The following is a 13,844-nucleotide window of genomic DNA, read 5'->3' as shown; positions in this document are numbered from 1 at the left end:
TCGCCTCTCATGTCGTGATCCCTTCCACCAGGCTCGGCGTGAGCAGCACCCGCTCCTGCGGCGCCGCACGGTCGGCGAGCAGGGACAGCAGCTGCCGCGCCCCGATCCGTCCCGACTCCACGAGCGGCTGCTGCACCGTCGTCAGCCCGAGCGCCTCGACGGAGTCGCCGCCGTCCCACCCGATCACCCCCACGCTTTCGGGGACCGAGACGCGGCGCGCCCGGAGCCCCGCGAGGATCCCCGCTGCGAGTGTGTCGTGCCCCGCGAGCACGCCCACGCGCTCGTCGCGCGCGAGCGATGCGATCGCCTCCGCCGCGTGCCGCCCCGCTGTCACGTTGCCCGAGCGTGCTGTGATGCGCTTGACGTGATCCTCGGGGATCCCGCGATCCGCGAGCGCGTGCACGAAACCCGAGAGACGCCGCGTGCCGTGTGCGATGAAGTCGTGCGACACCTGTCCCTCCGTCACGTACACGAAACGCGTGAATGCCCGTGCGAGCAGGTGCTCGCTCGCGATGCGCGTGCCGTGCGCCTCGTCGAGCACAACCGACGGGAATCGCGGATGCGTCGAGTCGACGAGAACGGTCGGCAGTTCGCGATCGACGAGCCGCTCGCCGAGGCCCGTGTCGATCGGCACGCCCATGACGATCAGCCCGTCGAGCGACGCCGACAGCGGTAGCGTCGACAGCCGCGGCGAGGGGCTGCGGCTCGCCGAGGGATGATCGAACACGATCACGTCGACCCGCTCCGCCTCGCACGCGTCAAGCACGCCGTTCAGGCGCATCGCGTACGAAGGATAGGCGCGGAACGGCGCGACGACGCCGATCCGCTTGCGCGCCGTGGGGGCCCTGCCGTTCGCTGTGCGCGCCGGCACGTATCCCAGCTTGTCGGCCGCCTCGAGTACCTTCGTCCGTGTCTCAGCCGACACCCGAGCGGGCCGGTTCATCGTGTGCGACACCGTCGCGATCGACACGCCCGCCTCGCCCGCGACGTCATGGATCGTGACCGAGCGCGTCATACGACGTACCGCTCGGCGGTGAGCGAGCGACCGCGCTGCACGGTCGGATCCGGAATCGGCGCTGCCTCGAGCAGCGAACGCGTGTACGCGTGCTCCGGGCGCAGGATCACGTCGCGTGCCCTGCCGCGCTCGACGATGGATCCGCGATACATGACCGCGACGTCGTCGCAGAAGCTGCGGACGACCGACAGATCGTGCGAAATGAACAGGTAGGCGACGCCGAGCTCGTCCTGCAGCTCCGACAGCAGGGTCAACACCTGCTCCTGGATCGTCAGGTCGAGGGCACTCACCGGCTCGTCGCACACGATCAGCTCCGGGCGCAGCACGATCGCGCGGGCGATCGCGATCCGCTGGCGTTGTCCTCCCGAGAACTGCGTCGGGTGACGATGGGCCGCGCTCGTCGGCAGGCCGACCCGCTCGAGAGCGTCCGCGACATCGCGCCGCGCGTCCGATGCCGAGCGGCCATGCGCGAGTACGAGAGGCTCGGCGAGCGTCGATCCGACGGTGCGCACCGGATTCAGCGATCCGTACGGATCCTGGAAGATGACCTGCACGCGCCGGCTGAGCTCGCGCCGCCGTCGCGTCGAGGCGCCCACGAGTTCGTCGTCGCCGAGCCGGATGCTGCCCGAGGCTGCCTCCACGAGGCCGACGACCGCGTTGCCGATGCTCGACTTCCCGGATCCTGATTCGCCGATCAGCCCCAGCGTGCGCGCGCGGTGAAGGTCGAGGTCGATGCCGTCGACTGCCGTCGTCCGCATCGAGCGACCCCGCGAGTCGCGGCCCGCGTACTCGACGCGCAGATCGCGCACCGCGAGGAGCGGATCCGTCGACGGCCGCGCCGCACGCACGTCGAGCCGCGCGGGGTCCGCCTCGAGCATCGCGCGCGTGTGCTCGTGTAAGGGACGGGCGAAGATCTCGTCCGCGTCCGCCTCCTCGACGATCCGCCCGTCGCGCAGCACGATCACGCGATCAGCGATGTCGGCGACGACGCCCCAATCGTGTGTCACGAGCAGCAGCGACATCGACTCGTCCGCATTGCACAGCCGATGGAGCAGCGCGAGGATCTCTGCCTGCACCGTCACGTCGAGCGCCGTCGTCGGCTCGTCGGCGACGAGGATCCGCGGCTCGGCGCTGAGCGCCGCGGCGATCACGACGCGCTGTGCCATGCCGCCCGAGAGCTGGTGCGGGTAGCGGCGCGCGACGGCCTGGGGGTCAGGGATCTGCACCCGCTCGAGCAGCTCGATGGTCCGCTCCCGCGCAGTACGCTGGTCGACGTCCTGGTGCAGGCGCACGAACTGGGCCAGCAGATCTCCGATGCGCATCGACGGATCCAGCGACGGCTGCGGATCCTGCGTGATGTAGCCGAACAGCTCCGTTCGCAGGCGCCGCATCTTCTCGGCATCACCGGCGACGACCTCGCGTCCGTCGACCACGATCCGGCCCGACGTGACACGGGTGCCGCGGCTGAGTCCGAGGAGCGCGAGCGAGGTGACCGACTTGCCGGATCCCGATTCGCCCACGAGGCACAGCGTCTCGCCGGAGCGGAGCGCGAACGACACGTCCTCGACGAGCTTGACCGGACCGGAGGGCGAGTCGACGACGATGGTGAGGCCGGTCACCTCGAGGAGGGCGCCGGATTCCGTCGTCGTCGCGGGCGTCGCCGCCTGCTCGCTGCGCGCTGCGCGGATCCGCTGCCGCGAGGACCCCGTCCAGCGCTCGGCGACCGCGTCGCGGACGCTGTCGCCGACGAGCATGAGCGCCATGATCGTGACGATGATCACGCCGCCTGTCGGGACGAGTAGCCACGGTGAGCGGCTGATGTTCTCGCTCGCGGTCTGTACCATGTTGCCCCAGCTCGGGGCCGGCAGTTGCACGCCGAATCCGAGATATCCGAGGCCCGTTTCTGAGATGATGACGGCTCCCGAGAAGATCGTCGCCTGCACGATGATCGGGCCGGCGAGGCGCGGCAGGATGTGGCGCACCGTGATCTGCACCTCGGTCAGTCCCATCGTGCGCGCACCCCGTACGAACAGCTCGCCTCGTACGGTCTTCGTCGTGCCGCGGACGACGCGGATCAGCAGAGGGCTCGTCAGCACTCCGATCGCGATCATCGCGACGGACATGTTGCCCGGCACGATCGAGAGCATCACGAGCAGGATGATGAAGGCGGGAACGCTGAGGAGGATCTCCGCCGCGCGCACGATGATCGTGTCGACGAAGCCGCGCGCCATCCCCGCGGCGAGACCGAGCGTGGTGCCGATAACGAGGAACACCGCGAGAGCCTGGACCACGCCGAGGAGTGTTACGCGACCGCCGTAGAGCAGCCGAGACAGCACGTCGCGCCCGAGATCATCCGTTCCGAGAGGATGCGCGAGGCTCGGCCCCGAGAAGGTATTCAGCAGGTCCTGCGCGACGGGAGAATATGGGGCGATCACCGGCGCGAAAGCGACCGCGAGCGCGAGAACGGCGAGGACCGCGGCGCAGACGACGAACTGGGTGCGCGAGAGCAGGATCCGCCACAGCGGCGGGACGGCACGGGCATCGCGCGGCACGCGCACCACCTCGGTGCGCTCTTCGACGGGCCTGGTCATGCGTTCTCCTTCACGTTCAGCCGCGCGTACGCGAGTTCGACGACGAGGTTCGTCACGATGATGACGATCGTGAAGATCAGGGTGATCGCTTGTACCACGGGGATGTCGTGCAGGAGCGTCGCGCTGACCGAATATCCGGCGAAGCCGGGGATCACGAAGACGCTTTCAACGAGCACCGTGCCGCTCGTGAGGCCGACCATCTTCATTCCGAGGATCGTCACGATCGGCACGGCCGCCCCGCGCAGGGCATGGCGCCAGAGGATACGCCTCTCGCTCACGCCGTGGGAGCGTAGGAGCACGATGTACGGCTGCGTGAGCTGCTCGGCGACCGCATCGCGCGTCTGCTTCGCAAGCAGCGCCGTGCCGCCGATCGTGAGAGTGATCACGGGGAGGACCATGTGGGCCAGCCACGGGCCGACGCCGTCGACGAGCGGCACATAGCCGCTGGTCGGGAGCAGCCGCAACTGCACGGCGAAGACGGTCGCGAGCACGAGGCCGATCCAGAAGCTCGGCACGGCGGAACCGACGACGCTCCCGACGTCAGCGGCCTTCCCGACGACGCCGGGACGCGCGGCGCCGATCACGCCGAGCACGATGCCGAGGATCGAGGCGCAGACGAACGTACCGATCATCAGCGCGAGCGTCGGCTCCACCCGATCCGCCAGTACCTGTGCGACGGGCACGCCCGTGACGACCGACTCGCCGAGATCGCCGCGAAATAGCCCGCCGATCCAGCGGCCGTACTGCTGCCACAGCGGCAGATCGAGGCCCAGGCTCGCGCGGACCTGCTCGTACCGCTCCTGCGAGGCGGTCGGGCCGACGATCGCTCGCGCCGCGTCGCCCGGAGTGAGCGAGACGAGCACGAAGACCAGCGCCGAGATGACGAAGAACAGGATGATGCTCATAACGAGCCAGTTGACGAAGCGCCTCAGCGGCACGGTGATTTCCTCCTCGAAGTGCGGTGACGGCTCACTCGGCCGGCGCGATCTCCGTCAGTGGCGCCTGCGGCCGTGCCTCCGACACCTCCACGGGCGCGATGGTGTCGCCCGCGTAGTAGAAGACGGGGGCGAACACGATGGGGGCGAACCACGCCTCCTCGACGAGCGTCGTCGTGATCTCCTCGTACAGCGGCGTCGCCTCGTGCTCGGGTGAGACGATCGCCTCCGCATACGCGTCCTCGATGGCGTCGCTGCGGGATCCGAGAGGGTTGAAGATCGCGTCGGGGCCGAACAGCCCGTCGTACTCCATCGGCAGCGGCTGGGACCCGTAGCCGATGCCCGCGGCGGGATACTCGCCGCTCGTCATGAGCTCGAAGTACTCGGGGCCCGGGCGCGACTCGAGCTGCACGTCGATCCCGACCTGCGCGAGCTGCTCGACATACACCTGGGCGAGCGTCGCGGCGGTGTCGGACGTGCTTGCGATGACGGGCAGCTCGAAGCCGTCGGGATACCCGGCCTCGTCCAGCATCTCGCGGGCGCGGTCGGGATCGTAGGCGTATCGGCCCTCGAGATCCTCGACATAGCCGGGCTCGCTCGGCACCATCACCTGCTCGGTCGGGAAGCCGTACTCGCCGAGCAGCGACTCCGCGATCGAATCGCGGTCGAGGGCGAAGTTGATCGCCTGGCGTACGCGCACGTCCTCGAGCGGCGAGCCGAGTGCGCCATCGCGGTCGAGCAGGCTCAGGCCGTACGCGATCGTCGGGGCGTACAGCACCTCGACGCCGCCGGCGGCGGCCGTCTGGGCGGTCGCGAGGTCGCCCACCGCATAGTCGATCTCGCCCGTTTGCAGGGCGTTGAGCCGCTGCTCGGGATTGTCCATCACCTGGATGACGATTTCGTCCCAGTGCTGGCTGCCCGGATCCCAATAGTCGTCCCGCGCCTCGTACACGTAGCGCGATCCGGCGACTGTCTGCGAGGCGTCGAGCGCGTAGGGGCCGGCGCCTGCCGTCTGCGTCGTGAGCGACGCGGGATTCTCCGCGAGCGCGTCGGGGGAGACCATCATGCCCGCGACCCACGTCTGTGTGAACGACTGTGCCGCGAGGGGATGCGGCGTCTCCCAGGTGATCCGCACCGTGTGCTCGTCGGTCTTCTCGTAGGCGCCGCCGTTCACGAGCGTCGCGACGTTGCTTTTGCCCTCGTCGAGGTGTTCGAGGTTCGCGATGACGGCATCCGCGTCGAGCTCCGCGCCGTCCGAGAACGTCACGCCCTCGCGCAGCGTCAGCTCGAAGACCTGGTTCTTGTCGTCGACGAAGCCCCATTCGGTCGCGAGACCCGGCACGAGGGATCCGTCGGGCTCGACGCGGATCAGAGCGTCATACGACGGCTGCGCGAACGGGCTCGTGGACTGCTCCATGTTCGCGGGATCAAGACTCGACGGCGGCGCGGCGAGGCCGACCGTCAGCGTGGCGTCGCCGCGACCCTCGGCCTCGGATGAAGCACAGCTGGAGGCGACGAATCCGACAGCGGCGACCGTGGCGGTGAGCGCAGCGACTCTGCGCGTGCGGGAAACGGACATGAGACCTCCTCGTCTGACCGTCGGCGACGATGCCGACGGGCCCTGGATGAACAGGAGTCAAACAGCCGCGAGTCTCCGCGCAAATCACTTTATGTGAAATGTTTTACAAGAGTTTTGGCCCCCGTCAGCTGGGCATGGGGCTTGATGCGGGAGGAACGCAATGTGATGTCCCTTCGGTGGGGTCTGCTGCGTCGCGCTCCACTTGCCCTGGGGGCACGCGCACATCATCGGGGTCGCGGGGACGCCGGTCGTCGGGAGAGAGGTTCACACGCGCACGCTGTGCGCTCGGAGATCTCGTTCGAGATGACCTGCGTGTGCCTGCGCGGATCCGTCCGGCGCGGAGCGCGAGCATGGGTCATCGCACGATTGTCTTCACGTTGCGAGTCGGCGCTCCTCCCGGGACGAAGGCGAGACGGTGACGTCACGCGATTCGCGACCGCCTCACAGGATGTCCGACTGGTAGTGCGGGCGCCGATCCGGGACGGGGATGCTGTGCTCGCCGTCGCGGGCGATCAGACGGACCCGCTCGACGGCGGGCGCCTGCTCCTCGGGGAGCCGAATGATCCACTCTCCGACGAGGAGGTAGCCGTCGGCGCCCTCCGTCGCGATCCCCGAGACCGAGATCTCGCCGTAGGGCACGGCCGTGAAGTCGACCGAGACGAGGTCGCCGTGCGACAGATCCGTCGCTTCGATCGTCTCGCCGCGGGGAGAGGGGACGCCGTCGCGGACGACGCGCAGATCGCTCGTCGGCGTTCGTGCCGGCTCGCCATCCTTCGTCTTCGTGAGCGGGCCGGCGACGATCCGGCCGGCGATCATCATGTCGCCGCCGATGCCGACATGCGCGGCGCTTGATAGCTCGACGTCGCCGTACCGATTCGTGCGGAGGATGGCGTGCACGGGCTCGCCCTCCTCCATCGCGCCGAGGGTGGCCTTCATGCCCTGGACGTCGCGCCGAGCGGGGACCGCGAGGAAGTCGTGCATGGCACCGAGCGTATCGCCGATCGCCGCGACTCACGCGTGCGCGGCTTCGACCTCCGCGCGCAGCTTGCGCCATACGGCCGCATCGCGCGCCACGAGACGGATGTCCTCGACGTCGGTGGCAGTCGCGCCGAGTGTTTCGACGGCGGCGGCGATCGCGTCGTCGAGCGGCCAGCCGTACGCGCCTGCGCTGATGAGAGGGAACGCCACGGATCGCGCCCCGAGCTCGTCGGCGACGGCGAGCGAGCGGCGGTAGCAGTTCGTGAGCAGTTCGCGGTCTGTCTGGCCAGCGTGGCGATTCGGTCCGACCGCGTGGATCACCCACCGTGCCCGCATCTCGCCGGCCGTCGTCCATCCGGCTTCGCCGGTTGCGAGTCCGTTGGGAAACTTCCGGACGCACTCGGCGAGGATCTCCGGGCCGCCCGCGCGGTGGATCGCGCCATCGACACCCCCGCCGCCCCGCATCACCGGGCTCGCGGCGTTGACGACCGCATCGGCGCGCTGGGATGCGATGTCGCCGAGAACCGCCGTGAGGGTCGCCATGGGTCAAGTGTCGCGCGGGAGGTCGAGGATCGCGACGGGGTCTGCCGGATGTGTTCGGACGGCGGTGGCGGGTTCGCAGCTGCACAACGACGCCAGATCTGACGGCGGCGGCCCGGAAGCCCGGCGTGTCGGCTGGGTCGGCCCAGAATTGGCGTCGTTGTGCAGGGGGGCGATGCATCGGGCAGGATCCGTACGGGGCGGCGGATAGTGTGGACGTCGACGAAGGGAAGCCGCAGTGATCACTCGGTTCGAGGAGCTCGACTGGCAGCCCACCCCGATCGGCGACCTCACGCTGCGACGGCGCACGGAACCGGCCGTCGGGCGCGAGATCTACGAGGTCAAGCTCGGCGACGAGTACCTCATGTCGAGCCTGTTCACCGTCGCCGAGGAAGAGCTCGCGCACCTCGGCCTCGCCGCCGTCGAGGGGCAGAATCTGTCGGTCCTGGTTGGCGGACTCGGGCTCGGCTACACCGCCGTCGCCGCCCTGCGAGACGAACGCGTGAGCGCGCTCACGGTGATCGACCGGCTCGGCGCCGTCATCGGCTGGCACGAGCGCGAGCTGCTGCCGGCCTCGACGGAGCTCGTCCGCGATGCACGTACGTCCCTCGTCGAGGACGACTTCTTCGCCGTCATGCGAGCGGATCCCGCCGACGGGCACACCGGCTACGACGCGATCCTGCTCGACGTGGATCACTCTCCGCGTCATCAGCTGGATCCGACCCACGCTTCGCTCTACACAGTCGACGGCCTGACGCGGCTCGCCCGCCACCTCGCGCCGGAGGGCGTCTTCGCGCTGTGGTCGGACGATCCGCCCGACGACGACTTCATGACCGAGCTCGAGGCGGTGTTCGACGCTTCGGCCGCCCACGTCGTCGACTTCGACAACCCTGTCACGGGCGGTGTCTCGTCGAACACGGTCTACGTCGGGCGCCGGCGCGGCTGAGAGCGGTGCCTTCCCGAGTGCGGATCCGCCGCTGAGCCTGCTGGGAGGGGCGGGTGGGCACTCGGGCGCCGGGTGGCGGTCGGGTCCGGCGCCGTACCGAGTGCCGTTGTGCCGCAGCGATCGCCGGAAGGGGCGTGTGGGCACTCGGGTGGTTCGGTGGCGCAGGTCGGGGGACGGTTTTCTGTGGCCGTGGTCCACGAACGTCGGGCGGTGCGGGGGATGGTGCTCCGGGAGAGACCCTCACCTCGCCCGGACGAGCAGCTCGCCGACCTCGCAATCGAGAGCATCGCAGATCGCGATGAGTGTCGAGAACCGGATCGCTTTCGCCCGGTCGTTCTTCAGCACCGACAGGTTCACGATGCTCACGCCGACCTCGTCGGCCAGCGCGGTCAGTGTCTTGTTGCGCTCGGCGAGCAGCTCGTCGAGGCGGCAGTGGATCCCCGAGAGATCCTCGGAAGCGGGCGTCACACGAGCCCTTCGGTGTCGCGCCGAAGCCGTGCGTTCTCAGAGCTGAGGCGCGCGCCGTGGGCGAAGATCTTCGCGAGGCAGACGAGCGCGAGCGCCGCGAGGGCCGGCCAATACGGCACGGACAGCTGAAAACGCAGGGAGCTCGTCGCAGCGTCAAGGGCATCCCCCGCGGCGATCACCGAGCCGATCCGCGTCAGCAGCGGCGACAGCGTCCCGCAGACGAAGATCGCGATGGCGCTCGCCGTGATCCAACGCACGGCCTGCGTGCTGAAGGGGCGGCCGGCCAATGCGCGATTCGCCAGCGCGAGCAGCGCGGCGGCCGGCACCGCGGATCCGATGAGCTGGAGGAACAAGCCGCCGAACAGCGCCGCCCGCGCGCCGGCCGACGGGCTCGCCGCCTCGAACCAGCCGTCGGTCGCGTGGACGACGCATTCAGTTGCGGGATCCGCCGCCGTCGCGCAGAGGTTGGCGCTGGAAAGGAGCTCGGGCAGGGGAGCGGCGACGGTGATCGTCGGCGCGAGGAGAGTGTTGTAGACCGCGAAGCCGGCGCCGACGACGCAGAGGAACAGCCAGGCGAGCGCGAGCCCTCGCGTCGCGCGGAGCGCCATGTCGCCCGGACCGGTCCGTCGCGCGAGAAACACGAAGACCGTGCAGACTGCCGCGACGATCGCGGCCAGCAGTGCGAGCCACCCGAGCGCCTCCCCGAGCGTCTGACCCGTGACGCTCACACGAGCCCCTCGGTGTCGCGCTGAAGGCGTTCGCCGACCCGGAATGCCGCGGCGAGGGCGCCGAGGACGAAGACGCCGAGCAACGGAGTGAAGTTCGTCTGCGCGAGCACGTTGTTGTAGTCGCCGCCGCTGATTGCGTTGAATGCTCCATTGATCGCGACGGTGTCCGCCAGGAACGTCACGGCCCAGCCGAAGCCGACGGCGGATGCGGCGATCGTGAGCGCTCGGGCGTTCGAGACGGCGAAGATCCGGCGTCGCACGATGTTGAGGCACAGCACGCTCACACACGCGAGCACGACGAGCGTTGCGACAATCCCGGCGACCACCCCGCCGACGAGCGCCGTGTACGAAACTGCGGGGATCCCGGGGGCCGAGATGTGGGCGCTCTCGACGGACACCTCGCGCATTTCCGCGCCGGGGCCGATCGGCAATTGTGCGGGCTCGCCCGAGAACGGCGCAAGCAGCGACACCGGATCCTCCGTGACGATCCGCACGATGTCGGCGACGCCGAAAGCGACCGTCGCTGATCCGAGCAACACGGCCAGGGCGACCGTTCCGATCGCGCTCCAGCGATCATCCTTCGTGAGCACCGCGTCGGCGGCTTCTCCTGTGCGTTCCATGAGCCCTCCCCGTTGGACCATTCGACTCTTATCGAAAAACGATAACAACGAAAAACGATAAGTCAAGGGGTCGTCAACACAACGCAGTCAGAACAGCCCGAGAAACCCTCAAGCGGCTCGTTCGGCCCGATCCGCGTCAGATCGACTGCGTTGTGCTGCCGCAGGCGCGCCCCTTCACCGCCGGTACGAGATCGGCTCCTCCGCATACGGCTCCCACGCGGTGCGGGCGTCGGTGGGGAGGCGGGTGGGGCGGCCCGTCTCCGTGTCGACGAGGACCACGACGGTCGTCGCTCGCGCGTAGCGGGTGCCGCCGTCGCCCATGACCTCGTAGCAGATCTCGAAGCTCGAGCCGCCGATCTTCCCGAGCCACATCTGCACATCGAGGGGCTCTCTCGCGTAGGGCACAGGGGCGAGGTATTCGATTTCCTGCCGCGCGATGAGCGTCGCGAGGCCGGCGCCGGTCGAGACAGTGTCCGCGTCGAGCACCGCCAATGGCGCATCTTCCGCGGATCCCTCGTCGCGCCAGAAGGCCCTCACTCGCGCCTCCTCGAGGAGCTTCAGGAGGGAGACGTTGTTGATGTGGCCGAGGGCGTCCTGATCGCCCCACCGGCGGTGGACCGGGATGTGAATGCGCATGACGTCATGGTCGCACCCGGATATGCCCACGGCGAACACGGCGACGGGGGCCCGTGCACGTGGCTACCGTGGAAGCACGGCGCGTTCCATCGTGTCGTCGATCGGCCCCAGCGCCCGGAGGAGTGACATGTTCGAGAGGTTCACCGACCGTGCCCGTCGCGTGGTTGTGCTCGCCCAAGAAGAGGCGAAGATGCTCAACCACAACTACATCGGCACTGAGCACATCCTGCTCGGGCTGATTCACGAGGGCGAGGGCGTCGCCGCGAAGGCGCTCGAGTCGCTCGACATCTCGCTCGACGCCGTGCGCGAGCAGGTGCAGGACATCATCGGCCAGGGGCAGCAGCAGCCCACGGGCCACATCCCCTTCACGCCCCGCGCGAAGAAGGTTCTTGAGCTGTCGCTGCGCGAAGCACTGCAGCTCGGCCACAACTACATCGGCACCGAGCACATCCTGCTCGGGCTGATCCGCGAGGGCGAGGGCGTCGCCGCACAGGTGCTCGTCAAGCTCGGCGCCGACCTGAACAAGGTGCGCCAGCAGGTCATCCAGCTGCTCAGCGGATACCAGGGCAAGGAGCCCGTCGGCGTCGCCACGACGGGGCAGGAGCAGCAGGAGTCGAGCGGCAAGGGCGGCTCGCAGGTGCTCGACCAGTTCGGCCGCAACCTCACGCAGGCCGCGCGCGACAGCCAGCTCGACCCGGTCATCGGGCGCGAGAAGGAGATCGAGCGCGTCATGCAGATCCTGTCGCGCCGCTCCAAGAACAACCCCGTCCTCATCGGCGAGCCCGGCGTCGGCAAGACCGCCGTCGTCGAGGGCCTCGCGCAGGCGGTCGTCAAGGGCGATGTGCCCGAGACGCTCAAGGACAAGCAGGTCTACTCGCTTGACCTCGGATCCCTCATCGCCGGATCCCGTTACCGCGGCGACTTCGAGGAGCGCCTCAAGAAGGTGACGAAGGAGATCCGCACGCGCGGTGACATCATCGTCTTCATCGACGAGATCCACACGCTCGTCGGCGCCGGCGCGGCTGAGGGCGCAATAGACGCCGCCAGCATCCTCAAGCCGCTGCTCGCCCGCGGCGAGCTGCAGACCATCGGTGCCACGACGCTCGACGAGTACCGCAAGCACTTCGAGAAGGACGCCGCGCTCGAGCGCCGCTTCCAGCCGATCCAGGTCAACGAGCCGTCGCTGCCGCACGCGATCAACATCCTCAAGGGCCTGCGCGACCACTATGAGGCGTTCCACAAGGTGCAGATCACCGACGGCGCCATCGTGTCGGCCGCGAACCTGGCCGACCGCTACATCCAGGACCGCTTCCTGCCCGACAAGGCGATCGACCTGATCGACGAGGCCGGCGCCCGTCTGCGCCTGTCGATCCTCTCGAGCCCGCCCGAGCTGCGCGAGTTCGACGAGAAGATCGCGAAGGTCCGGGAGCAGAAGGAGACCGCCTCCGAGGAGCAGGACTTCGAGAAGGCCGCTGCCCTGCGCGACGAGGAGAAGCAGCTGCTCGGCGAGCGCCTGCGCCTCGAGAAGCAGTGGCGCGCGGGCGAGGTCGAGTCGAAGGAGGTCGTCGACGAGGGCCTCATCGCCGAGGTGCTGGCTCAGGCCACGGGGATCCCCGTGTTCAAGCTCACCGAGGAGGAGACGAGCCGTCTCGTCTTCATGGAGAAGGCGCTGCACCAGCGCGTCATCGGCCAGGAGGAGGCCATCTCGGCCCTCTCGAAGACGATCCGCCGCCAGCGTGCGGGCCTCAAGGATCCGAAGCGTCCCTCGGGTTCGTTCATCTTCGCCGGCCCCACGGGCGTCGGAAAGACCGAGCTCGCGAAGGCGCTCGCCGAGTTCCTCTTCGACGATGAGGATGCGCTGATCAGCCTCGACATGTCGGAGTTCGGCGAGAAGCACACCGTGTCGCGCCTCTTCGGTGCCCCTCCCGGATTCGTCGGATTCGAAGAGGGCGGCCAGCTCACCGAGAAGGTGCGCCGCAAGCCGTTCTCGGTCGTGCTCTTCGACGAGATCGAGAAGGCGCACCCCGACATCTTCAACTCGCTGCTGCAGATCCTCGAGGAGGGTCGCCTGACCGACGGTCAGGGTCGCATCGTCGACTTCAAGAACACCGTGATCATCATGACGACGAACCTCGGTTCGTCGGCGATCGCGGGCGGCCCCGTCGGCTTCCAGGTCGAGGGCAACGAGAAGACGAGCTACGAGCGGATGAAGGGCAAGGTCGACGAAGAGCTCAAGCGGCACTTCAAGCCCGAGTTCCTCAACCGTGTGGACGACGTCATCGTCTTCCCGCAGCTGAAGAAGTCCGAGCTGCTGCAGATCGTCGACCTCTTCACGAAGCGCCTCGCCGAGCGTCTGCTCGACCGCGACATGTCGATCGAGCTGACGCAGGCCGCCAAGGAGCGCCTCATCGAGATCGGCTTCGACCCGTCGCTCGGTGCGCGTCCGCTGCGTCGCGCCATGCAGCGCGAGATCGAGGATCGCCTCAGCGAGTCGATGCTCTCGGGCCAGCTTGAGTCGGGGCACCACATCAAGGTCGACATCGTCGACGGTGAGTTCTCGTTCCACAACGAGCCGCGCGGCGAGCAGCTGTCGGTCGGTGTGAACACGGGGGGCGACATCTCCGCGACGCCCGAGGTCACCGCCTTCGGCGAGTAAGCCTTCCGGCCCAGAGCCCCCGCCGTCCCGTTGGACGGCGGGGGCTTCTGCGTGTGCGGCCTCTCCTGCATGACGACGCCAATTTTCGAGCTGCGAGGAGCGAGAACCGCGGAATTCCGGGGGTGGTGGGGTCTACTGGCTCAGAAATGGCG

12 protein-coding genes are annotated in these 13,844 nt (G+C 68.7%); 2 read left to right on the top strand and 10 right to left on the bottom strand.

All coding sequences use genetic code 11. The features are described from left to right. Positions 1-7 precede the first annotated feature (7 nt). The 6 genes from C0012_RS04805 to C0012_RS04780 form a co-directional block, all read right to left on the bottom strand. Positions 8-1,015 carry a LacI family DNA-binding transcriptional regulator gene (locus tag C0012_RS04805; RefSeq protein WP_110589508.1) on the bottom strand — a complete coding sequence of 336 codons (1,008 nt, stop codon included), beginning with the start codon at positions 1,013-1,015 and terminating at the stop codon, positions 8-10. Beyond that, positions 1,012-3,606 (bottom strand): ABC transporter ATP-binding protein/permease, encoded by a 2,595-nt coding sequence (locus C0012_RS04800; RefSeq protein ID WP_110589509.1) that lies wholly within the window; start codon positions 3,604-3,606, stop codon positions 1,012-1,014. The genes C0012_RS04805 and C0012_RS04800 overlap by 4 nt, the downstream gene beginning before the upstream one ends. Beyond that, positions 3,603-4,544, bottom strand: coding sequence for an ABC transporter permease (locus C0012_RS04795; protein ID WP_110589510.1), 942 nt, complete (start codon positions 4,542-4,544; stop codon positions 3,603-3,605). The genes C0012_RS04800 and C0012_RS04795 overlap by 4 nt, the downstream gene beginning before the upstream one ends. 31 nt (positions 4,545-4,575) lie before the next feature. Continuing rightward, positions 4,576-6,120, bottom strand: coding sequence for an ABC transporter substrate-binding protein (locus C0012_RS04790; protein WP_110589511.1), 1,545 nt, complete (start codon positions 6,118-6,120; stop codon positions 4,576-4,578). A 441-nt stretch (positions 6,121-6,561) separates the two neighbouring features. Next, a complete protein-coding gene (locus C0012_RS04785; protein ID WP_110589512.1) occupies positions 6,562-7,101 on the bottom strand; it encodes a hypothetical protein in 540 nt (179 codons plus the stop codon). Between the two features lie 30 nt (positions 7,102-7,131). Further along, complete coding sequence (locus C0012_RS04780; protein WP_110589513.1) at positions 7,132-7,641, bottom strand: macro domain-containing protein; 510 nt, start codon at positions 7,639-7,641, stop codon at positions 7,132-7,134. A 235-nt stretch (positions 7,642-7,876) separates the two neighbouring features. On the opposite strand from C0012_RS04780, the gene C0012_RS04775 reads away from it, so the two are divergent. After that, positions 7,877-8,584 (top strand): polyamine aminopropyltransferase, encoded by a 708-nt coding sequence (locus tag C0012_RS04775; protein WP_110589514.1) that lies wholly within the window; start codon positions 7,877-7,879, stop codon positions 8,582-8,584. A 240-nt stretch (positions 8,585-8,824) separates the two neighbouring features. Here the strand turns inward: C0012_RS04775 and C0012_RS04770 are convergent, their stop codons facing one another. The 4 genes from C0012_RS04770 to C0012_RS04755 form a co-directional block, all read right to left on the bottom strand. After that, entirely contained in the window at positions 8,825-9,052 is a 228-nt protein-coding gene (locus tag C0012_RS04770) for a helix-turn-helix domain-containing protein (protein WP_110589515.1), read from the bottom strand. Further along, positions 9,049-9,780 (bottom strand): hypothetical protein, encoded by a 732-nt coding sequence (locus C0012_RS04765; RefSeq protein WP_110589516.1) that lies wholly within the window; start codon positions 9,778-9,780, stop codon positions 9,049-9,051. Before C0012_RS04765 ends, C0012_RS04770 begins: the two co-directional genes overlap by 4 nt. After that, positions 9,777-10,400, bottom strand: coding sequence for a DUF2975 domain-containing protein (locus C0012_RS04760; protein ID WP_162621879.1), 624 nt, complete (start codon positions 10,398-10,400; stop codon positions 9,777-9,779). The genes C0012_RS04765 and C0012_RS04760 overlap by 4 nt, the downstream gene beginning before the upstream one ends. Before the next feature lie 174 nt (positions 10,401-10,574). Further along, positions 10,575-11,036 carry an acyl-CoA thioesterase gene (locus tag C0012_RS04755; RefSeq protein WP_110589518.1) on the bottom strand — a complete coding sequence of 154 codons (462 nt, stop codon included), beginning with the start codon at positions 11,034-11,036 and terminating at the stop codon, positions 10,575-10,577. Between the two features lie 127 nt (positions 11,037-11,163). Here C0012_RS04755 and C0012_RS04750 point away from each other — a divergent pair, with 127 nt between their 5' ends. Continuing rightward, complete coding sequence (locus tag C0012_RS04750; RefSeq protein WP_110589519.1) at positions 11,164-13,692, top strand: ATP-dependent Clp protease ATP-binding subunit; 2,529 nt, start codon at positions 11,164-11,166, stop codon at positions 13,690-13,692. The last annotated feature ends 152 nt before the right edge of the window (positions 13,693-13,844 follow it).

The sequence above is a fragment of the Microbacterium suaedae genome (assembly GCF_003254645.1).
Lineage (GTDB): Bacteria > Actinomycetota > Actinomycetes > Actinomycetales > Microbacteriaceae > Microbacterium > Microbacterium suaedae.
Note: the sequence above shows the minus strand (reverse complement) of the source record. Positions and strands in the feature narration are given on the sequence as shown.

What these genes read in the sequence shown, in the direction of transcription:
- C0012_RS04790 (WP_110589511.1), bottom strand. Translation starts at nt 6,120, where the DNA reads ATGTCCGTTTCCCGCACGCGCAGAGTCGCTGCGCTCACCGCCACGGTC.
- C0012_RS04780 (WP_110589513.1), bottom strand. Translation starts at nt 7,641, where the DNA reads ATGGCGACCCTCACGGCGGTTCTCGGCGACATCGCATCCCAGCGCGCC.
- C0012_RS04785 (WP_110589512.1), bottom strand. Translation starts at nt 7,101, where the DNA reads ATGCACGACTTCCTCGCGGTCCCCGCTCGGCGCGACGTCCAGGGCATG.
- C0012_RS04760 (WP_162621879.1), bottom strand. Translation starts at nt 10,400, where the DNA reads ATGGAACGCACAGGAGAAGCCGCCGACGCGGTGCTCACGAAGGATGAT.
- C0012_RS04750 (WP_110589519.1), top strand. Translation starts at nt 11,164, where the DNA reads ATGTTCGAGAGGTTCACCGACCGTGCCCGTCGCGTGGTTGTGCTCGCC.
- C0012_RS04755 (WP_110589518.1), bottom strand. Translation starts at nt 11,036, where the DNA reads ATGCGCATTCACATCCCGGTCCACCGCCGGTGGGGCGATCAGGACGCC.
- C0012_RS04800 (WP_110589509.1), bottom strand. Translation starts at nt 3,606, where the DNA reads ATGACCAGGCCCGTCGAAGAGCGCACCGAGGTGGTGCGCGTGCCGCGC.
- C0012_RS04805 (WP_110589508.1), bottom strand. Translation starts at nt 1,015, where the DNA reads ATGACGCGCTCGGTCACGATCCATGACGTCGCGGGCGAGGCGGGCGTG.